This window comes from Mesorhizobium sp. (assembly GCF_024509055.1).
Taxonomy (GTDB): Bacteria; Pseudomonadota; Alphaproteobacteria; order Rhizobiales; family Rhizobiaceae; genus Mesorhizobium.
Genome location: NZ_JANINM010000071.1, coordinates 26,046 through 46,339, shown reverse-complemented (window position 1 = coordinate 46,339; position 20,294 = coordinate 26,046). Strand labels below are relative to the sequence as shown.

Sequence of the window (20,294 nt, the reverse complement as noted above, 5' to 3'; positions counted from 1 at the left end):
CATGATAGGTATGAAGCGGGCGCGGGCAAGTCAACTGGTGGGTGAATGGGCAAGGATGCTCTCGGCGACATCGGATTCGGCTACCGGCCGCGCGCCGTCTACGCGAGCGATCCGGCGCAGTCGCGCGGCCGCCTGTTCCCTGAACCCGAAAGTCCGACGCGCACGCCGTTCCAGCGTGACCGCGACCGCATCATCCATTCCACCGCCTTTCGCCGGCTGAAGCACAAGACGCAGGTCTTCGTCGCGCATGAGGGCGATCACTATCGTACACGACTGACGCATTCGATAGAGGTGGCCCAGATTGCCCGCGCCCTGGCGCGGGCGCTGCGCGGCGACGAGGATCTCGCCGAGGCTGTCGCGCTGGTGCATGATTTCGGCCACACGCCCTTCGGCCACACGGGCGAGGAGGCGCTGAACGAGAAGATGGCCGCCTGGGGTGGCTTCGACCATAACGCGCAGTCGCTACGCGTGGTGACACGGCTCGAGCGGCGCTATGCCGAGTTCGACGGGCTGAACCTCACCTGGGAGACGCTGGAAGGACTGGTCAAGCACAATGGTCCGCTGACCGACGCAAGCGGCAAGGGGCTCAAGGGTACGGTGCCGCAGGCGATCCGCGACTATTCCGAATTGCACGACCTCGAGCTCGACCGCTTCGCCGGCATCGAGGCGCAATGCGCGGCGATCGCCGACGACATCGCCTACAACACCCATGACATCGACGACGGTCTGCGCGCCGGCTTCCTGACGCTGGACATGCTGGACGACATTGGGTTGCCGGGGTCGATACTCAAGGGCGTACGCGCCCGCTATCCTCAGCTCGACGATGTCCGCACCGGGCACGAGCTCATGCGCAGGCAGATCACGCTGATGGTCGAGGACGTCATTGCGTCTGCCTCGGCAAATATCGGGCGCTTGAGGCCGGAAAGCGCCGATGCGGTGAGAGAGGCCGGCGAGACGATCGTGAGCTTTTCCGCCGGCATGGCGGCGGCCGAAAAGGAACTGAAGGCCTTCCTCTACAAGCATCTCTACCGTCATGCGGAAGTGATGCGCGTGCGCGCCGACGCCGAACAGATCGTGCGCGACCTGTTCGATGTCTATTTCGCCGACCCGCGCGCCATGCCGGACGGGTGGCGCGAAGGGCTCGACCGCGCCGAGGATCGCATCAAGGCGCGCAGCGTGGCCGATTTCCTGGCCGGCATGACCGACACCTATGCGCTCAAGGAACATCGGCGTCTGTTTGACCATACGCCGGATTTGAGCTAGGGCGAGCCACGATTTTGCCGGCCAAGCAGCCGGCGCCTCTTAAAGCCCAGAGCACACCCAATGAATATCTTCGCCGATTTCAACGCGCGGATCGTAAAGGCCGTCGAAACCCTCGACCTGAAAGACAAGGATGGCGCCGCGCTCGACCTGTCGCGCATCGCGGTCGAGCCGCCGCGCGATGCAAGCCATGGCGATCTTGCAACCAACGCGGCGATGGTGCTTGCAAAGCCAACCGGCCAGAATCCGCGCGCGCTTGCGGAAAAATTGGCGGAAGCACTGCGGGCCGACAGCGATATCGCCTCCGCCGAAATCGCAGGCCCCGGCTTCGTCAATCTCAGGCTCAAGGATGGGTTCTGGCAGGCGCATCTTGCCGGACTGCTCGGTGCGGGCCGCGACTATGGTCGCTCGAGGATCGGCGGCGGACGCAAGGCCAATGTCGAGTACGTCTCGGCCAACCCGACCGGCCCGATGCATGTCGGCCATTGCCGCGGCGCAGTCGTCGGCGACACGCTCGCGAACCTGATGGCATTCGCGGGGTACGACGTAACCAAGGAATACGTCATCAATGACGCGGGCGCGCAGATCGACGTGCTTGGCCGCTCGGCCATGCTGCGCTATCGCGAGGCGCTCGGCGACAACATTGGCGAGATTCCTTCCGGCCTTTATCCTGGCGACTATCTGGTTCCGGTTGGCCAGGCGTTGGCCAAGGAATTCGGCCGCGACCTGCTGCCGTTGCCCGAAGAGGAGGCGTTGGCGATCGTCAAGGATCGCACTGTCGACGCGATGATGGCGATGATCCGCGAGGATCTGGCGCTGCTCAATGTCCATCACGACGTCTTCTTTTCCGAGCGCACGCTGCATGCCGACAATGCCAAGAAGATCCGCGCGGCGATCGCCGACCTGACGCTGAAGGGCCATATCTACAAGGGCAAGCTGCCGCCGCCGAAGGGCGAGAAGCCAGACGACTGGGAAGACCGCGAGCAGACGCTGTTCCGCTCAACAGCGGTGGGCGACGACATGGATAGGGCACTGGTCAAATCAGACGGCTCGTTCACCTATTTCGCCGCCGACGTCGCCTATCTCAAGGATAAGGTCGAGCGCGGCTTCGTCGATCTGATCTATGTGCTGGGCGCCGACCATGGCGGCTATGTCAAGCGGCTGGAGGCGCTGGCGCGCGCTGTTGCCGGCGACAGGGTCAAGCTCACGGTTTTGCTTTGCCAACTGGTAAAGTTGTTTCGCGATGGCGAGCCCGTCAGGATGTCAAAGCGGGCAGGGGATTTCGTCACTCTGCGGGAGGTTATCGAGGAAGTTGGGCGTGACGCGGTCCGCTTCATGATGCTCTATCGCAAGAGCGACGCGCCGCTCGATTTTGACTTCGCCAAGGTCACGGAGCAGTCCAAGGACAATCCGGTGTTCTATGTGCAGTACGCCTCGGCGCGCTGCCATTCGGTGTTCCGGCAGGCGAGCGAGCAACTGGGCGAGGCAAATTTCGATCGAAACCGGCTGGCTGCCTCGGTCGCGTCACTGACGGACGAAGGCGAAATCGGCCTGATCCGGAAGCTGGCTGAATATCCAAGGCTGATCGAATCCGCGGCACTTGCGCTCGAGCCGCACAGGCTGGCATTCTACCTTTACGATCTGGCTTCCAGCTTCCACGGACACTGGAACCGGGGTACCGACAACCCAGACTTACGTTTTGTTAAGGTTAACGACCCACAATTGACGCATGCCAGACTAGGGCTGGTGCAGGCTGTCTCGGATGTCTTGACGTCCGGCCTGACGCTGATAGGGGCCGATGCGCCGACCGAAATGCGTTAGGTTTGACTAAAAAACCTGTCACCTTTTGCCCACATTGCGCTGGTAAGGGCCAACCCTGCGCGACGTCCATGGCGTCCGACTGTGTGCGAGTTCGGGAACAATAATGGCAGACAGAACCCAGCTGAAAGTAGCCGACCACAACCATATCGCCGAGGATGATCCGTTCGCGGAACTGACCCGCATCATGGGTTTCGATCCGCGTCAGCCTGCCAGGCCGCAGGCGCCCGGGGTCGAGAAGGTAGGGTCGGCAAACCAGGCTGTCGGAGACGACGATTTCGACATCGATCTCGAAAAGGAGTTGATGGGCGAATTCGACGCGGTCGAGGAAGAGGCGCCGGTCGCGCAGCAGGCTGCCGCGCCGCGCCTTGCGCATGAGCCGGCTTTCGAAACGGCGAGTGCTCCATTGAGCGATGACGAGCTCGCGGCGTCCTTCGAACAGGACTTCGTCTTCGACGATGCGGCAGATCATGCCCATTTCGCCGCGCCTCGCGCACCTGAGCCAGCCGCCGACATCGCGTTCGACGATGATTTCGACACGGCGGTTGCGAACTCGCTGGATGTCTCGCCGCTCGAAGACGATCTTCCCATCGACCAGGAGATGGCTGCGTCGCTGGATCAGGATTTCCAGCCTGACCGCCATGAGACCGCCGTAGCCCGCCAGGATCCCGCCGAGGCCGTGCAGTCGGCCAGCGAAGCAGCGTTCGATACCGACTTCGACAACGCCGTCCAGATATCGCTCGAGGACGAGTTGGCCTTCGACAGTCACGAACATGACAGGGCAGGTGAAGTCCATCATGCTCACGCCGCCCCCGCTCAGCCGATCCCGGACGAGGACTTCGCCGGCCATTTCGATGAAGCGATGGACGACGTCGACCTGGATATCGATCCCCATCATAATCTTCCGCTCGACCCGGAACCGGCCGTCGAAGTGGCGCAGTTCGCCGCCCACCCGGAACCGGTTGTAACAGCCGAGCCGGTCGTCGATGTGGCTGAACACGCCTTCGGCGATGAGGCTGAACACGCCTTCGGCGATGACTTCGAAGCCAGTTTCCGCGATGCTCTTGCCGACCAGCCGGAAGTTCCGGCCGTGGAACCTGCCAAGGAAGCTCCCGAACCAGTTACCGTAGTGCAGCCGTCAATCGCCCAGCCCGCGCCAGTCGTGCCGGCGCCGGTAGCGCTGGTTGCCGCGGTCGAACCGGCGAAGCCGGTCGCGGCCGCCAGCGAGCGGAGCCTGGAAGACGAACTCAACGCGCTGCTCGGCGCGATGACCGCCCGGCCGATGCCTGTCGTGAAGGAAGCCGCGCCGGCTCCGCAATCTGTCGCACTGGCTGCCTTCGGCTATGGCAGCCATAAACCGGCCGCCGCCCGCGATTGGGATGCTGGCGAGCATGGTCCCGCGCAGGGCCAGCAGGCGGTCCACGCTGCCGACACCGATCTCGACGATCTGCTCGCGGGTGAACTCGATCGGCACGATTTTCATGCCGAGCCGTCCGTGACCGATCCCGAGCCGAGCATCGATTTCGATGACGAGGCCTTCGACGCAGCCTTTGCCAAGGGCATCGAGATGGATCGGGAAACGCACGCGGCGGTCGCCGCGCCCGAGGTGTCGTCCGCGAGGCCGGCCAATTCGCCGAGCTGGCTGAATTCGACGCCGGCCGAGCCGGCGCCGTCGTGGAGCCGCGCGACTCCGGTCGCCGCTCCGGCGCAGGCTTCGTTCGCGCCGCAGCCGGCGCCCTCGGCGCCGCAGGCACCCTCGGCACCGCAGGCGGTTGCAGAGCCAGCCTACCGGAGCGAGCCGGTTGTTGATTATTCGGCCTATGTCAGGCCAGCCCCGGCGCAGCCTTCGTTCCCAACCCAACCGGCGCCCGCGGCGCCGCAGATGCCGGCGGCGCCCATTTATCAAAGCGAGCCGGCGGTGGATCAGCCGGCCTTCAACAGGCCGGCGCCGCAGTCTCGTCACCACGACGAGATGCCCGACGTCGAGACGGTCGATGTGCCGGAGCGCGTCGTGGCGCTCGCCGACGACCTCGACATTCCGGAGCTCAGCTTCGAGGAAGACCAGCCGGCGGCGCCCGCCTATGACGATCTCGACGCGGAGTTCTCGAGCCTGCTCACCGAGATGAACGCGACCGACATCGCGCCGGCGACGACGACGACGAGCCGCAGCTACGAAGACGATTCCTACAATGCCGGCTTCAAGATGGGCTACGATCGCCGGGATACGCGCGCAGAGCCACCCGCCTCGGCTCCCGCGGCTGCCTCTTATGCCGCCGCGAACGATTACGACGCCCACGATTTGCCGGGCAGCCGGCCGGTCTCCCAAAAGGACGAATTCGCGGCTGACCAGCTCGACTACGATCCAGAACTCGATGAGGCGATGGCGATACCGGGCCTTGCCCAGAGCGAGGCGGCAAAGCCGCGCAGCCGTGGCCTGATGATAGCCGCGCTCGTCGGCGCCGTGGCGGTAGCCGGCGGCCTTGGCGCGCTTGCCTTCTCATTCGGCGGCAAAGGCGGCAGCGAAGCGCCGGTGATCGTCAAGGCCGACAACGCACCGATCAAGGTCAAGCCGGAAAACCCTGGCGGTGCCGTGGTGCCGAACCAGGACAACAAGGTCTATGACGCAGTCGCCAAGGGCGGCAGCGCCAAGGCCACCGAACCGGTGCAGCAGAAATTGGTGACCAACACCGAGGAGCCGGTCGACTTGGCCACCAAGGCGCCGCAGAGCCGCGTCGTCGATCTTTCGCCTGATGGTGCCGGCGCTGCTGCCGGGACGGATGCGGCGGCCAATCCGGACGCGAGCGCCCAGGCAAACACGTCTCAGGCCACGCAGCCGGCCGCGCCCGCGCCGAAATCGGAAGACCGCATCGCCCAGGTTCTGCAGGACGCAGACAAGGGAACCAATACCGATGTCGTCGCCGTGGCGCCGCGCAAGGTGAAGACCATGATGGTGAAGCCTGACGGCTCTCTGGTCCCGCGCGAGGATCCGGCGCCGGCCGCGCCGAAGGTTGCCGCGACCGAGCCAGCCGACCCGGCTCCGCAGCATGTCGCGCCGGCGGGCCAGTCCGATAGCCAGCAGACCGGAACCGTCGCCCCAACAGCGGATCAGGCTGCCGATCAGAGCAGCGACGACCAGACCGATGCCGCCAAGCCAGCAAAGCCTGCTGCCAAGGCGCAGTCGTCCAACACGCCTGCGAAGGTGCCGGTGGCGCCGCCGCGTCCGTCCGATCAGCCGGTCGACATCGTCGGCGAGGTCAAGCCCGACCAGGTGGTCGCATCCGTCGATCCGGCGGCGGCGGGCGGTGGTTCGTGGTCGATGCAGATCGCGTCGCAGCCGACCGTGGAAAGCGCCCAGTCGACGTATCAGGACCTGCAGCGCCGCTATGGCAGCGTGCTTGCCGGCCATACCGCGAGCATCGTCAAGGCTGAAGTCGCGGGCAAGGGCACCTTCTATCGCGTTCGCGTGCCGGCCCAGTCGCGTAACGACGCGATCGCGCTCTGCACCAGTTACAAGGCGGCCGGCGGCAACTGCTTCGTGTCGCGCTGATCAGGGTAGACTCTCACTCAAGCCGGCGCCGCCTGAAGGTCGCGCCGGCTTTTCGTTGTGGACGGTCGCCAGCTTCCAGCCACCGGCGGGCAGGGGTGATTCCCTTTGCTTCCTCGAAGCCCTAAGGTTCTGTTCATGAGCGAATCAAAATCCATGATCCTCGGCTGCGCCGGGAAATCCCTTACTCCAGAGGAAATCCGCTTCTACGGCGGAGAGCGCCCTTGGGGCTTCATCCTGTTCGCCCGCAATATCGGCGAGCCCGGGCAGATCCGCGACCTGGTCGCCTCGATGCGGGACAGCGTCGATCGTCCAGACGCTCCTGTCTTCATCGACCAGGAAGGCGGCAGGGTTCAGCGCCTGCGGCCGCCGCTGGCGCCGAACTACCCGGCCGGCGGCGCTCTCGGAGCCCTTTGGCGGGAAGATCGTGAGGCGGGGCGCCGTGCCGCCTGGCTAATGGCGCGGCTGCATGCCTTCGATCTCCTTCGCTACGGCATCACGGCCGACTGCCTCCCCGTGCTCGACGTGCCGGTCCAGGGCGCAAGCGACGTCATCGGCGCGCGCGCCTACGGGGCCGAGCCCGATGCGGTCATCGAACTCGGTCGGGCTTCCGCCGAGGGGCTGGTCGCTGGTGGCGTGCTGCCGGTCATGAAACACATTCCTGGCCATGGCCGCGCTTCGGCCGACACGCATTTCGCCCTGCCGACGGTCGATACGCCGCTCGCCGAATTGCGACGGCATGATTTCGCTCCCTTCAAGGCGCTAAACCACCTGCCGATGGCCATGACAGCGCATGTCGTCTACAGCGCAGTCGATCCCGACCATCCGGCAACGACCTCGGCCAGGGTCGTCAACGAGGTGATCCGCGGCGAAATCGGTTTCGACGGTCTCCTGATGAGCGACGACACGTCGATGAAGGCACTTTCTGGGGATTTCCCGACAAAGGCGGCGGCAATCCTTGCGGCCGGCTGCGATCTCGTCCTTCACTGCAACGGCGTTTTCGAGGAGATGTCCGGGATCGCATCGCGCACGACAGCGCTCGAAGGCAAGTCGCTGGCGAGAGCGGAGCGGGCATTGTCCTATATAAAGGGCCGCGACGTCGCCGAGGAAGCCGCGATTCGCGCGGAATTCGCCACCTATTTCAAAGCGGTGGCCTGAACCGAAGGGAAGAAAGGCAAGTGGCGGAGGCATTGGAGAGCAAGGCCGCGAAGGCCGCACCGATGGACCGTCTGTGGGCCGAGAACGACGATTCACGCCTTACCGGCGATCCGTCGCTGGTGGTCGACGTGGCCGGTTTCGAAGGTCCGCTCGACCTCTTGCTGCATCTGGCGCGCAACCAGAAGGTCGATCTGGCGCGCATTTCCATCCTCGCGCTCGCCGAACAGTACCTGGCCTTCATCGAGAGGGTGAGGGCGCTGCGGCTGGAGCTTGCGGCCGACTATCTGGTGATGGCGGCTTGGCTCGCCTTCCTCAAGTCGAAGCTGCTGATCCCCAAGCAGCCGGGCGAAGAGGGCGAAAGCGGCGAGGAACTGGCGGCAGTGCTGCAGTTCCGCCTGAAACGGCTGGAGGCGATGCGCGATGCATCGGCAAGGCTGGTCAACCGCAACCGGCTCGGCCGAGACGTCTTCGCGCGCGGCATGCCCGAAATGGTCATCGTCGAGAAGCGCAACACCTATTCCGCCTCGCTTTACGATCTTCTGACCGCCTACGCCCAACAGCGCCAGAAGCAGGCGATCAACAATGTGACCATCGCCAGGCGCGCGGTCTGGTCGCTGAAGGATGCGCGCGACGTGCTGGCCAAGCTGGTCGGGACGCTCAGCGACTGGACAGCGCTCGACAGCTTCCTGATCGAGTATCTGGCGGCTCCGGAGGAAAGGCGGACGGCGGTTGCCAGTTCCTTCGCCGCGACGCTCGAAATGGTGCGTGAGGGCAAACTGGAAGTGCGGCAGGACCAGGTTTTCGCGCCGATCTATCTGCGCGGGCGCGCGCAAGCGGTAAGGGCAGTTGAGGTGGCATCATGAGCGAACGCGCCAACGCTTCCGTTATCCCTTTCAAGGTCGAGGATCAGCCGGAAGACGATGCGACCGAACAGGGTTTCATCGAAAATCCCGCCGAGCGCCTACAATTGGCGGAAGCCGTTCGCATGGCCGAGGCGATCGTCTTCGCCAGCGCCGAGCCGGTGAGCGAGAAGCAACTGGCGGCGCGGCTGCCGGAAGGCGTCAACATTCCGGCGGCGATGGCAGATCTGCAGGAAATCTACGCCAGGCGCGGGGTTAACCTGGTGCGTGTCGGCGACGCCTGGGCATTCCGCACCGCAGGCGACCTGGCTTTCCTGATGAGCCGCGATACCGTCCAGCAGAGGAAGCTTTCGCGTGCCGCGCTCGAGGTGCTGGCGATCATCGCTTACCACCAGCCGGTGACGCGCGCCGAGATCGAAGACATCAGGGGCGTCGAGACGTCGAAAGGCACGCTGGACACGCTCCTGGAAACCGAATGGGTGCGGATGCGGGGCCGGAGGCGGACGCCGGGCCGTCCGGTGACTTACGGCACGACCGACGCCTTCCTCGACCATTTCGCGCTGGAAGAGATCCGTGACCTTCCCGGCATGGACGAGCTGAAGGGCGCGGGGCTGTTGTCGACGCGCATGCCGGCGAATTTCTCGATACCGGTGCCGCCGGCCGATCCCGAGGCGCTGGCCGAGGACGAGGATGAACTGACCGACATCGACCTCGAGGAACTCGGCCTGCTCACCCCGCGCGTCACGGAAGAGTGACCGTAAAACAAAGCAGGAATGGCGCTTAGCCAGCGCCTGCGCGGATTCGTAGCAAGGCGGTCAAGCCGAAAGTGCGTGACATCCGCCAGCCATTTTATCAACTTCATTGCGGTTGTGTTTGAATCCCAAGGCGAAAACGCATAGATCATCGCCAGGGAAAACATTCGAGAGAGATTTGAAATGGGTTCATTATCGATATGGCACTGGCTGATCGTGCTGGTCATCGTGCTGCTTCTGTTCGGGCGCGGCAAGCTGCCGGAGCTGATGGGCGACATGGCCAAGGGCATCAAGAGCTTCAAGAAGGGCATGGCTGACGACGACGCCGACGACCAGCGCACCGTCGAGCATCGCGCCGACGAAACCGTTTCGCCTGCCAAGGAAAAGGCCAGCAAGAGCTGAGCTCGGTGGTTGCTTTGTGCATGTCGTTATCCCAAAACGGTTTCGCGCTTTTGGGCGACATGCACCCGTCGGAATAGATTGCCATGTTTGATATCGGCTGGAGCGAACTGCTGGTGATTGCGGTCGTCATGATCGTGGTCGTCGGGCCGAAGGATCTGCCCAACATGCTGCGCACTTTCGGCCGCACTGCGGCAAAGCTGCGCGCGATGGCGGGCGACTTCCAAAAGCAGTTCAACGATGCGCTGAAGGAAGCCGAGCTCGACGACGTCAAGAGTTCGATCGACAGCCTTCGCGGCCTCAATCCGATGAACGAGGTGCGTAAGCAGCTCAATCCGTTCGAGCAGGCTGCGGCCGACGTGCGCTCGGGCGTCGACAACATGATGAAGCCGACGCCGGCGCCCGACCCGGCTACTCCGGCATCGCCGACGCCGCAGGCGAGCGAGCCGCTCAAGAACGGCGCGACCGCAATGCCCGGCGGAAATGAAGCCGCGCCGACCTCGGCGACCTTTCCTGCCATGACCGACGCATCGGTGACGGCGCCAGCCGCCGGAGAGCCGGCGCAGGAAGCGGCGTCCGCCAAGAAGGCGGCGGCGAGGTCAGCACGGCAGGCGTCGTCCAAGCCTGCGGCCACCAAAGCAACCGCCAAGTCCACGCCTGCGGTGGCAAAGGCCGCCAAGCCAGCAGCCGCGAAAAAGGCAGCCGCCAAATCCGAGGCCAAGCCGGCCACAGCCGCGGCGCAAAAGACCGCTCCGAAAAAGGCCGCTGGCACGCGCAAGACGGCGGGAGCCGCCAAGTGAGCGTTTCTGACAAGGAAAAAGAAGAGATCGAGAAGTCGTCGGCGCCGCTGATCGAGCATCTCGTCGAATTGCGCCGGCGGCTGATATGGTCGCTCGGCGGGTTCTTCGTCGCCTTTCTCGTCTGCTTCTTCTTCGCCAAGCGCCTGTTCAATCTTCTGGTCGTGCCGTTCAAATGGGCAACCCAGTGGGCAGGCCTCGATCCGCACAAGGTCGAGCTGATCTACACCGCGCCGCAGGAGTTCTTCTTCACCCAGGTGAAGCTCGCCATGTTCGGCGGCATGGTGGTCGCGTTTCCGCTGATCGCGACGCAGATCTACAAGTTCATCGCGCCCGGTCTCTACAAGAACGAGCGCAGCGCCTTCCTGCCGTTCCTGATCGCCTCGCCCGTGCTCTTTCTGATGGGCGCGTCGCTGGTCTACTTCTTCTTCACCCCGATGGTGATGTGGTTTTTCCTCGCCATGCAGCAGGTCGGAACCAACGACCAGGTGCAGATTTCGCTGCTGCCGAAGGTGTCGGAATATCTCAGCCTGATCATGACGCTGATCTTCTCCTTCGGCCTGGTGTTCCAGCTGCCGGTGGTGACCAGCCTGCTGACGCGCGTCGGCCTGCTGTCATCACAGGCGCTGGTCGACAAGCGCAAATGGGCGATCGTGCTTGCCTTCGTCGTTGCCGCCGTGCTGACGCCACCGGATCCGCTGAGCCAGTGCGGGCTCGCTATTCCGACGATCCTTCTCTACGAGGTGGCCATCTGGTCCTCGCGCATAATCGAGCGCAACCAGGAACGTGACCGCTTGGCGCGCGAGCAACAGGATGCTGGCGGATCGGCGGCCAAAAAGGCGGCGGACGCCCCGTCGACGCAAGCGCCGACCTGAGATCAGCCCGAAAAAGACGGCGTACGCCGTCTTGCATCGATCAAGGATGCGGTTTACGCCCTCGAACTGAAGCGCATCGCCCATCAAGCGATGCGTTTCAGTTTTGTTTCGAGCATGTCGTTCTCCCAAAACCGCTGCAAACTTTGGGCGACATGCCACCCGAGGACGGACAGCAATGCTTGACATCAAATGGATTCGCGACAACCCGCAGGCCCTTGTTGAAGCGCTGGTGAAGCGCTCCTGGTCGGCCAGTGACGCGCAGTCCACTGCCGATGACCTTGTCGCCCGGGATGAGGCGCGCAGAGCGCATTTGAGCGAGTTGCAGGTCAAGCAGGAGCGTCGCAACGCGGCCTCGAAGGAGATCGGCAACGCCATGCGCTCGGGCGATGCTGCACTTGCCGAGAAGCTCAAGGGTGAAGTCAGCGACATCAAGGCCTTCATCCAGAACGGCGAAGCGCGCGAGCGCGAACTCGACAAGGCGTTGAACGATGCTCTTGCTGTACTGCCCAACGTGCCGCTCGACGACGTTCCGGTCGGCAAGGACGAGCACGACAACGTCGTGAAGCACATTGTTGGCAGCGTGCCCGCACGCCCGAACTGGGTGAAAGAGCACTTCGAGATCGGCGAAGCGCTCGGCATGATGGATTTCGAGCGGGCCGCGAAGCTCTCCGGTGCGCGCTTCACGGTGCTGAAGAGCCAGCTTGCGCGCCTGGAACGGGCGCTCGGCCAGTTCATGATCGACCTGCACACCAGCGAGCACGGCTATGAGGAAATCATCCCGCCGCTGATGGTGCGCGACGAGGTGCTCTTCGGTACCAACCAGTTGCCGAAGTTCGAGCTCGACCTGTTCTTCACGCCGCATGGCGATGGGCGTCTTGGCCTGATCCCGACGGCGGAAGTGCCGCTCACCAATCTCGTGCGCGAGGAGATTACCGCGCATGAGAAGCTGCCCCTCCGCTACACGGCGCTGACTCCCTGCTTCCGCTCGGAAGCGGGCTCAGCCGGCCGCGATACGCGCGGCATGCTGCGCCAGCACCAGTTCTACAAAGTGGAACTGGTCTCGATCACCGACCAGGAAAGCTCGATCGCCGAGCATGAGCGCATGACGCAATGCGCCGAGGAAGTGCTGAAGCGGCTCGGCCTGCCGTTCCGCACGGTGACGCTCTGCACCGGCGACATGGGTTTTGGCGCGCGCAAGACCTATGACATCGAGGTCTGGTTGCCGGGCCAGAACGCCTATCGCGAAATCTCGTCCTGCTCGGTCTGCGGCGACTTCCAGGCGAGGCGCATGGATGCCCGCTACAAGGACAAGAACGGCAAGGGCAACCGCTTCGTCCATACGCTCAACGGCTCGGGCACAGCGGTCGGCCGCGCACTCATAGCTGTCATGGAAAACTACCAGAATGAGGACGGCAGCGTAACCATTCCTGAAGCGCTGCGGCCTTATATGGGTGGTCTTGCGAAGATCGGTCCGAAGTGAATCATGCGCATCCTGCTGACCAACGATGACGGCATCCACGCCGAGGGACTGGCGTGCCTAGAACGCATCGCTCGCACGCTCTCTGATGACGTCTGGGTTGTCGCGCCGGAGCAGGACCAGTCCGGCTATGCGCATTCGCTATCGATCTCGGAGCCACTCAGGCTGCGGAAGATCGGCGATAAGCATTTTGCCGTGCGCGGCACGCCGACCGACTGCGTCATCATGGGCACGAGGAAGATTCTGCCGGGGCCGCCGGACCTGATTCTGTCCGGCGTCAATTCCGGCGCCAACATCGCCGACGACGTAACCTATTCCGGTACCGTCGCCGGCGCGATGGAAGGCGCGCTGCTCGGCGTGCGCTCGATCGCGGTGAGCCAGGCCTATTCCTATGTCGGCGAGGATCGCGTCGTTCCCTATGAAACGACCGAGACCCTGGCGCCGGCGCTGCTGAAGAAGCTGGTGGCTATGCCGCTGCCGGGCGGGGTGCTGCTCAACGTCAATTTCCCGAACTGCGCGCCGGACGAAGTCGAAGGCACGGTCGTGACCTCGCAAGGCAAGCTGGTGCACAGCCTGTGGGTGGACGAGCGCCGCGACGGGCGCGGCCTGCCTTACTACTGGCTGCGGTTTGGCCGCGAGCCGGTCGAAGGCAAGAAAGGCACCGACCTCCACGCGCTGCGCAACCGGCTGGTGTCGGTGACGCCGCTGCAACTCGACCTCACCGCCCATGAACTTCGCGACCAACTGACCAAGGCGTTGTCATGAATAGGGGTTTGGCATGAACATGGCCGTCGACGACCGCGAAGGTTTTGCCGCTTTCCTGCTCCGCCTGCGCGGCCGGGGCACGGCGCCGAAAGCGCTGATCGCCGCCTTCGAGGCGACGCCGCGGCGCGGTTTCCTCAACGGGCAGTTCCATTCCATCGCCTGGTCGGAAGGCATGCTGCCGATCGAATGCGGCGAGGCGATCGAGGGCGCGGACCTGCAGGCGGCAGTGATCGCCGCACTTGCGATCGAGCCGGGCAACCGCGTGCTCGAGATCGGCACTGGATCGGGTTACACCGCCGCCGTGATGTCCAGGCTTGCCACGCGCGTCGTCACCATCGACCGCTACAAGACCTTGACCGAACAGGCCAAGCAGCGCCTCGACGCGCTTGGCATCGGCAACGTCATCGCGCGCCAGGCCGACGGCTCCAACGGCCTGCCCAATGAGGGGCCGTTCGACCGTATCGTCGCCTGGGCGGCCTTCGACAGCCTGCCGCGCTTCCTGCTCGACCAGCTTTCGAGCGGCGGCATCGTCATCGCGCCGATCGGGCCGGAAGAGGGCGAGCAGGTGCTGGCCAAGCTGACCAAGGTCGGCAGCCGTTTCGAGCGTGAAGACATCGGCATGGTCAGGCTGCAGCCCATCCTGCGCAGCGTCGCAGCGGTGATCTAGCGGAGCCGCGCTGCCTCCGCCAAAATTTCCCCCAATGTTTTAAGAAAATTTTCGCCGGATTCTAATGGGTTAACCCCGCAGTAACATTAACGCGCTTTAATCAGCTCCAATGTGTACCGGGTCTGTGCGGGTTAGTGCGATGCAATTCAATGCTTTGAAGGCAAACAGACGCAATCTGGCGCGTGGCTGCGCCGTTCTCATGATCGCCGGCGCCGCGGCGGGATGCAGCTCGCAGTCGATGCGCTTCAACGGAGTCGACGACGTCTTCACGTCGTCCACCAACAACCAGCGCACCATCATCAACAAGCAGAATGTCGACCAGCCCTATCCGGGCGACAGCGTCGCACCGGCGCCGGTCGACGGCACGCACACCCAGTCGGTGAGCCGCTCCAGCCTCGAGCCGGTCACGTCGCAGCAACTGCCGCCGCCCTCGCAGCCAGGCGTCGCGCCGGCCAAGCCGATGCGCACCGCTTCGGCCCCGGTGCTCGCTCCGCCGCCTGCCGCGCCGCGTCTCGACAACACCGCAACAGGCACTGTTCCGCCGGTCGCCAAGCCGTTCAAGGCCGCCGAGCCCGATGCGGTGCGCAACGCAAGCGCCACGCCGCACGCCACCGAGATCGTGGTCAGGGACGGCGAGACGATTTCCGGCCTGGCACGGCACTATCATGTGCCGGCCGACGTGATCATCAAGGTCAACAAGCTCGATCCTAACAAGGGTATCAGAAGCGGGCAGAAGCTGGTCATCCCCGCCTATGCCTATTCGAGCAAGGTCGCCGACAACAAGCCGGCAAATGCCCCGAAGCAACCGGCAGGCGCGCCCGAGAAGGTCGCGGTGCTTCCGCAGCAGCCGAAAGTCAAGGACGGCAAGTCGGCAACGCAGGTCGACGCCTCGGCCGCGGCGAGCGGCTCCAAGAATCCCAAGCCCGCGCAGCAAGTGGCGGATGCAAAGCCGGCAGGCGCCGGCGGCACTTACACCGTACAGCAGGGCGACTCGCTAGCCTCGATCGCCAGGAAGACCGGTGTCGGCGTCGTGGCGCTGAAGAAGGCCAACGGCATGCAGGACGGCCTGCTGAAGATAGGTCAGACGCTTAAGGTGCCGGCAGGCGGCACGGCAGCGGTCGCCGAAGCCAAGCCGGCCAAGGTCGACCCGGTCACGACGGCAACGGTGCAGCCTCCGGCCAAGACGACGCCCTCGGAGACGCTCGCCTCCTACACGCCGCCGAAGAAGGACGCCAAGGTTATCCAGCAAGCCGAGAGCGACGACGCGGTTGCGCCGGACGCGACCGGCATTGGCAAGATGCGCTGGCCGGTGCGCGGCCGTGTCATCTCCGGCTTCGGCGCCGGCAAGGATGGCGTCGACATCGCCGTGCCGGAAGGAACGCCGATCAAGGCGGCCGAAAACGGCGTCGTCATCTATGCCGGCGACGGCCTCAAGGAGTTCGGCAACACGGTGCTCGTGCGCCACGAGAACGGACTGGTCACCGTCTACGGCCATGCCAGCTCGATCGAGGTGCAGCGGGGCCAGAAGGTCAAACGCGGCCAGGAGATCGCGCTCTCCGGCATGAGCGGCACGACGGACTCGCCGAAACTGCACTTCGAGGTGCGCAAGAATTCGGCTCCGGTCGACCCGACCGGCTATCTCGAATAGAATAAGAACAATTGCTGGCCGCCTGACCTCCAGTCCGGCCCGCCGTCTCAGCCCGCTCCACCCAAGGGGCGGGCTTTTTCAGTTTTTCGCTCGACAGTGATCTGACCTGAATCGAAGGTCGGCGGAGCAAAAACTGGTCTCCGCTTTCGGGATCATGGAACCGGGTCAGTCCTTGAGCGGCTTGCCGAGCCGGCCCGCCAGGTCCTGCGTGAACTGCCAGGCGACGCGGCCGGAACGGCTGCCGCGCGTGGTTGCCCATTCCAGCGCCTCGGCGCGCAGCGTGTCGGGATCGACGGTCAGGCCGTGATAACGGACATAGCCATTTATCATGTCCAGATATTCGTCCTGCGAGCATTTGTGGAAGCCGAGCCACAGGCCGAAGCGGTCTGAGAGCGAGACCTTTTCCTCCACCGCTTCCGACGGGTTGATCGCGGTCGAGCGCTCGTTGTCGATCATGTCGCGCGGCAACAGGTGCCGGCGGTTCGACGTGGCGTAGAAGATGACATTGGCCGGCCGGCCTTCGACGCCCCCCTCCAGCGCTGCCTTCAGTGATTTGTACGAGGTGTCGTCATGGTCGAAGGAAAGGTCGTCGCAGAACAGGATGAAGCGATAGGGCGCCGCTTTCAGCAGGCCCATGAGCTTCGGCAGCGTGTCGATGTCCTCGCGGTGGATCTCGATCAGCTTGAGCGGCCGGTCGAGCTTGTCCGAGGCGTTGACCGTGGCGTGCACGGCCTTGACCAGCGAGGATTTGCCCATGCCGCGCGCGCCCCAGAGCAGCACATTGTTGGCGGCAAAGCCCGATGCGAAGCGCTGCGTGTTGTCGAGCAGGATGTCGCGGACATGATCGACGCCCCGGATCAGCCCGATATCGACGCGATTGACCTTGCGCACGGGTTCCAGAAAACCGGGGTCCGCCTGCCATACGAAGCAGTCGGCAACCGAAAGATCGGTCTCCGGCATGGGCGGCGGGGCGAGGCGGGAAACCGCTTCTATCAGGCGATCGAGCTTGTTGTTGAGAGCGTCCAGGCTGTCGGTCATTTCAGGTCTTCTGCTGTGGCATTGCGGTGTTCAGAAGCAGTTCCATGGCAAAGCACCAAGAACCAACCCCAAGCTTTTGTTGGAGCACGATCTTTCGGCCAACGCCGAGCCGCATCCGGCTGCGACGCTCTAACACGCGCCGGACGGCCGGAAAAGCAACGGATTCACCAGGACGCGCAGTTGCATTGGCAACTTTACCGACTATATTCCGGCCAAAATTTTCGCGGGGCCGCCCCTGCGGTATTTCACCATCCAGGAGTTTCTTGATGTTCGTCACACCGGCATACGCCCAAGGCGTCGGCGCTTCCCCCGATATGTTCATCAGCATTTTGCCGTTTGTCCTGATTTTCGTGATCATGTATTTTCTGATCATCAGGCCGCAGCGCGCGCAGCTGAAGAAGCGGCAGGAAATGCTCTCGGCGGTGCGTCGCGGCGACACGGTTGTGACCGGTGGCGGCTTCGTCGGCAAGGTGACCAAGGTGATCGACGACAACGAGCTGGAGATCGACCTTGGCGGCGGAACCAAGGTGACGGCGCTGCGCTCGACGATCTCGGACGTGCGGGTCAAGGGCGAGCCGGTGGCGAACCAGAACGCCAAGAAGTAAGCCAGACCTCGCCGGCGGAACGCTGCCGCTTGTACGCCTGAACGGATAAGAACGAATGCTCTATTTCTCGCGCCTGAAGATGATCCTGATCTGGCTGGCCGTGGCCGTCACAGTGATCCTCGCCGCGCCCAACCTCTTCCCTGCAAGCGTGCTGGCGCAACTGCCGAGCTGGGTGCCGAAGCGGCAGATGACGCTCGGCCTCGACCTTCAGGGCGGCTCGCACATCCTGCTCCAGATGAATCAGAACGATCTGATCAAGGATCGGATGGAGACGACGCGCGACGAGATCAGGACGCTGCTGCGCGACGCCAAGATCAATTACACCGGCCTTTCCGGAGCGGGTCGTACCGTGCAGGTGCGCATCTCTGATGCCAATCAGCTCGACGCCGCCAAGAACGCGTTGAAGCCTCTGACCGCTCCGGTGGCCGCCAGCCTGTTCAGCGGCGGCTCCATCCAGGAAATGGCGCTGGATGATTCCGAGCCCGGTCTGCTCAAGTTCACCGTCACTGATGCCGGCCTCAAATACCGCACGTCGACCGCGCTGACGCAGTCGATCGAAGTGGTCGAGCGGCGCGTCAACGAACTCGGCACCACTGAGCCGATCGTGCAGCGGCAGGGTGACGACCGCATCCTGGTGCAGGTGCCGGGCCTGCAGGATCCGCAGCGGCTGAAGGAAATCCTCGGCCAGACCGCCAAGCTGACCTTCCAGATGGTCGACGACTCGATGCCCGTGCAGGACGCGCTGAAGAGCCGGCCGCCGGCAGGCTCTTCGATCCTCTATTCGCAGGACGACCCTCCGATTCCATATCTGATCTACAATCAGGTCCTGGTCTCGGGCGAAAACCTCGTCGACGCGCAGGCGACCTACAATTCGCAGACAAACGAGCCGGTCGTTTCGTTCCGTTTCGATTCCAAGGGCGCGACCCGTTTCGGCCAGGCGACCGCGAGCAACGTCGGCAAGCGCTTCGCCATCATTCTCGACAACCAGGTGATCTCCGCCCCGCAGATTCGCGAGCCGATCCTTGGCGGCAGCGGGCAGATTTCCGGCAACTTCACTGCCCAAAGCGCCAACGATCTGGCCGTGCTGCTGCGCGCCGGCGCCCTGCCGGCGACGCTGACGGTGATCGAGGAACGCACGGTGGGTCCAGGCCTCGGTCAGGACTCCATCCACGCCGGCAAGGTGGCGGGCGTGATCGGCTCCATCCTGGTCGTCGCCTTCATGTTCGTCGCCTATGGCTTCCTTGGCTTTCTCGCCAACGTCGCGCTTGCCCTGCACGTGGCGATGATCGTGGGGCTGCTGTCGCTGCTGGGCGCCACGCTCACCTTGCCTGGCATCGCCGGTATCGTGCTCACCATCGGCATGGCGGTCGACTCCAACGTTCTGATCTATGAGCGCATCCGCGAGGAGCGACGAAACGGCCGCTCGGTGATCCAGGCGATCGACACCGGCTTCTCCAAGGCGCTGGCCACGATCGTCGACTCCAACGTTACCTCGCTGATCGCGACCGTGGTGCTGTTCTGGCTGGGCACCGGGCCCGTGAAGGGCTTCGCTATCACATATGCTATAGGCATCCTGACCACGGTCTTCACCGCCTTCACCTTCACGCGCATGCTGGTTTCGATCTGGCTGCGCCGCGCCCGCCCGAAGGAACTGCCGCGCGCGCCAGTCACCTTCATCCCGCCGGGCACCAAGATTCCGTTCATGGGCTTCCGCCGGTGGACGTTCGCGTTGTCGAGTGCGCTGTCGATCCTGTCGGTGGTGCTGTTCTTCACCGTCGACATCAACTACGGCATCGACTTCAAGGGCGGCTCGCTGATCGAGGTCCAGTCCAAGCAGGGCGACGCCAATCTCGGCGACATACGCACCCGGCTTTCGCAGCTGAATATCGGCGAGATCCAGGTGCAGCAGTTCGGCGCGCCGAATGACGTGCTCATCCGAGTCGGAACGCAACAGGCGGGCGAGAATGCCGAGCAGACCGTCATCGACAAGGTGAGGGGCGAGCTGCAGGACCAGTATGATTTCCGCCGCGTCGAAGTGGTGGGGCCGACGGTTTCCGGAGAACTTGCAAAGCAAGGCACGATCGCCATGCTGATCGCGCTTGTCGGCATCCTGCTCTATGTCTGGTTCCGCTTCGAATGGCAGTTCGCCGTCGGCGCCATCATCGCCACGGTCCACGATGTGGTGATGACGATCGGCTTCTTCGTCATAACGGGACTGGAGTTCAACCAGTCGTCGCTGGCGGCGATCCTGACCATCATCGGCTATTCGCTGAACGACACCATCGTCGTCTACGACCGCGTCCGTGAGGATCTCAGAAAATACAAGAAGATGCCGTTGCCGCAGCTGCTCAACAACGCCATCAACGAGACGCTGTCCAGAACGACGCTGACTTCGGTGACGACGGCCCTGGCGCTGCTTGCGCTGGTGCTGTTCGGCGGCGAGGTGATCCGTTCCTTCACGCTGGCGATGCTGTTCGGCGTGGTGTTCGGCACCTACTCGTCGATCTTCATCGCCGCGCCGTTGCTGATCCTGTTCAAGTTGCGGCCGCAGGCCGCCGCCGAAGAGGAAAAGAAGCCAATGAACGGCAAGGCCGTAGCGACCTGAGGCTAGCCAGAGCCGGATCATCTCAG

Annotated in this window: 17 protein-coding genes; 15 read left to right on the top strand and 2 right to left on the bottom strand. The window is 63.9% G+C overall.

Going from position 1 to position 20,294, the window contains the following annotated elements; genetic code table 11:
* Positions 1–45 precede the first annotated feature (45 nt).
* The 13 genes from Q0L57_RS04320 (at position 46) to Q0L57_RS04260 (ending at position 16,020) form a co-directional block, all read left to right on the top strand.
* The gene (locus tag Q0L57_RS04320) at positions 46–1,263 is read left to right on the top strand and encodes a deoxyguanosinetriphosphate triphosphohydrolase (protein WP_296738611.1); all 1,218 of its coding nucleotides are present in this window, start codon (positions 46–48) and stop codon (positions 1,261–1,263) included.
* A gap of 60 nt (positions 1,264–1,323) precedes the next feature.
* Entirely contained in the window at positions 1,324–3,081 is a 1,758-nt protein-coding gene (gene argS, locus Q0L57_RS04315) for an arginine--tRNA ligase (protein ID WP_296738609.1), read from the top strand.
* A 103-nt stretch (positions 3,082–3,184) separates the two neighbouring features.
* Entirely contained in the window at positions 3,185–6,625 is a 3,441-nt protein-coding gene (locus Q0L57_RS04310; protein WP_296738606.1) for an SPOR domain-containing protein, read from the top strand.
* Between the two features lie 135 nt (positions 6,626–6,760).
* Complete coding sequence (gene nagZ, locus Q0L57_RS04305) at positions 6,761–7,780, top strand: beta-N-acetylhexosaminidase (RefSeq protein WP_296738604.1); 1,020 nt, start codon at positions 6,761–6,763, stop codon at positions 7,778–7,780.
* Positions 7,781–7,842: 62 nt separating this feature from the next.
* Positions 7,843–8,643 carry a ScpA family protein gene (locus Q0L57_RS04300; protein ID WP_296738650.1) on the top strand — a complete coding sequence of 267 codons (801 nt, stop codon included), beginning with the start codon at positions 7,843–7,845 and terminating at the stop codon, positions 8,641–8,643.
* Entirely contained in the window at positions 8,640–9,395 is a 756-nt protein-coding gene (gene scpB / locus Q0L57_RS04295) for an SMC-Scp complex subunit ScpB (RefSeq protein WP_296738601.1), read from the top strand. The genes Q0L57_RS04300 and scpB overlap by 4 nt, the downstream gene beginning before the upstream one ends.
* Before the next feature lie 180 nt (positions 9,396–9,575).
* On the top strand, positions 9,576–9,794 hold the full coding sequence (locus Q0L57_RS04290; protein WP_296738598.1) for a twin-arginine translocase TatA/TatE family subunit: 219 nt from the start codon (positions 9,576–9,578) through the stop codon (positions 9,792–9,794).
* 83 nt (positions 9,795–9,877) lie between these two features.
* Entirely contained in the window at positions 9,878–10,591 is a 714-nt protein-coding gene (gene tatB, locus Q0L57_RS04285; protein WP_296738596.1) for a Sec-independent protein translocase protein TatB, read from the top strand.
* Entirely contained in the window at positions 10,588–11,463 is an 876-nt protein-coding gene (tatC, locus tag Q0L57_RS04280; protein ID WP_296738593.1) for a twin-arginine translocase subunit TatC, read from the top strand. Before tatB ends, tatC begins: the two co-directional genes overlap by 4 nt.
* 175 nt (positions 11,464–11,638) lie before the next feature.
* On the top strand, positions 11,639–12,943 hold the full coding sequence (gene serS / locus Q0L57_RS04275) for a serine--tRNA ligase (protein ID WP_296738590.1): 1,305 nt from the start codon (positions 11,639–11,641) through the stop codon (positions 12,941–12,943).
* Between the two features lie 3 nt (positions 12,944–12,946).
* A complete protein-coding gene (surE, locus tag Q0L57_RS04270) occupies positions 12,947–13,705 on the top strand; it encodes a 5'/3'-nucleotidase SurE (RefSeq protein WP_296738588.1) in 759 nt (252 codons plus the stop codon).
* A 13-nt stretch (positions 13,706–13,718) separates the two neighbouring features.
* Positions 13,719–14,372: a protein-L-isoaspartate(D-aspartate) O-methyltransferase gene (locus tag Q0L57_RS04265; RefSeq protein ID WP_296738585.1), complete on the top strand. Its 654-nt coding sequence runs from the start codon at positions 13,719–13,721 to the stop codon at positions 14,370–14,372.
* 139 nt (positions 14,373–14,511) lie between these two features.
* Positions 14,512–16,020: a peptidoglycan DD-metalloendopeptidase family protein gene (locus Q0L57_RS04260; RefSeq protein ID WP_296738583.1), complete on the top strand. Its 1,509-nt coding sequence runs from the start codon at positions 14,512–14,514 to the stop codon at positions 16,018–16,020.
* 165 nt (positions 16,021–16,185) lie between these two features.
* Here the strand turns inward: Q0L57_RS04260 and Q0L57_RS04255 are convergent, their stop codons facing one another.
* Together Q0L57_RS04255 and Q0L57_RS04250 are read right to left on the bottom strand one after the other, a co-directional pair.
* Positions 16,186–17,058: an ATP-binding protein gene (locus Q0L57_RS04255; RefSeq protein WP_296738580.1), complete on the bottom strand. Its 873-nt coding sequence runs from the start codon at positions 17,056–17,058 to the stop codon at positions 16,186–16,188.
* A gap of 1 nt (position 17,059) precedes the next feature.
* Positions 17,060–17,416, bottom strand: coding sequence for a hypothetical protein (locus Q0L57_RS04250; RefSeq protein WP_296738653.1), 357 nt, complete (start codon positions 17,414–17,416; stop codon positions 17,060–17,062).
* Here Q0L57_RS04250 and yajC point away from each other — a divergent pair.
* Both yajC and secDF read left to right on the top strand, forming a co-directional pair.
* A complete protein-coding gene (yajC, locus tag Q0L57_RS04245; protein WP_041004168.1) occupies positions 17,325–17,663 on the top strand; it encodes a preprotein translocase subunit YajC in 339 nt (112 codons plus the stop codon). The genes Q0L57_RS04250 and yajC overlap by 92 nt on opposite strands.
* Positions 17,664–17,718: 55 nt before the next feature.
* Positions 17,719–20,268 (top strand): protein translocase subunit SecDF, encoded by a 2,550-nt coding sequence (gene secDF / locus Q0L57_RS04240; protein ID WP_296738555.1) that lies wholly within the window; start codon positions 17,719–17,721, stop codon positions 20,266–20,268.
* Positions 20,269–20,294: the final 26 nt, after the last annotated feature.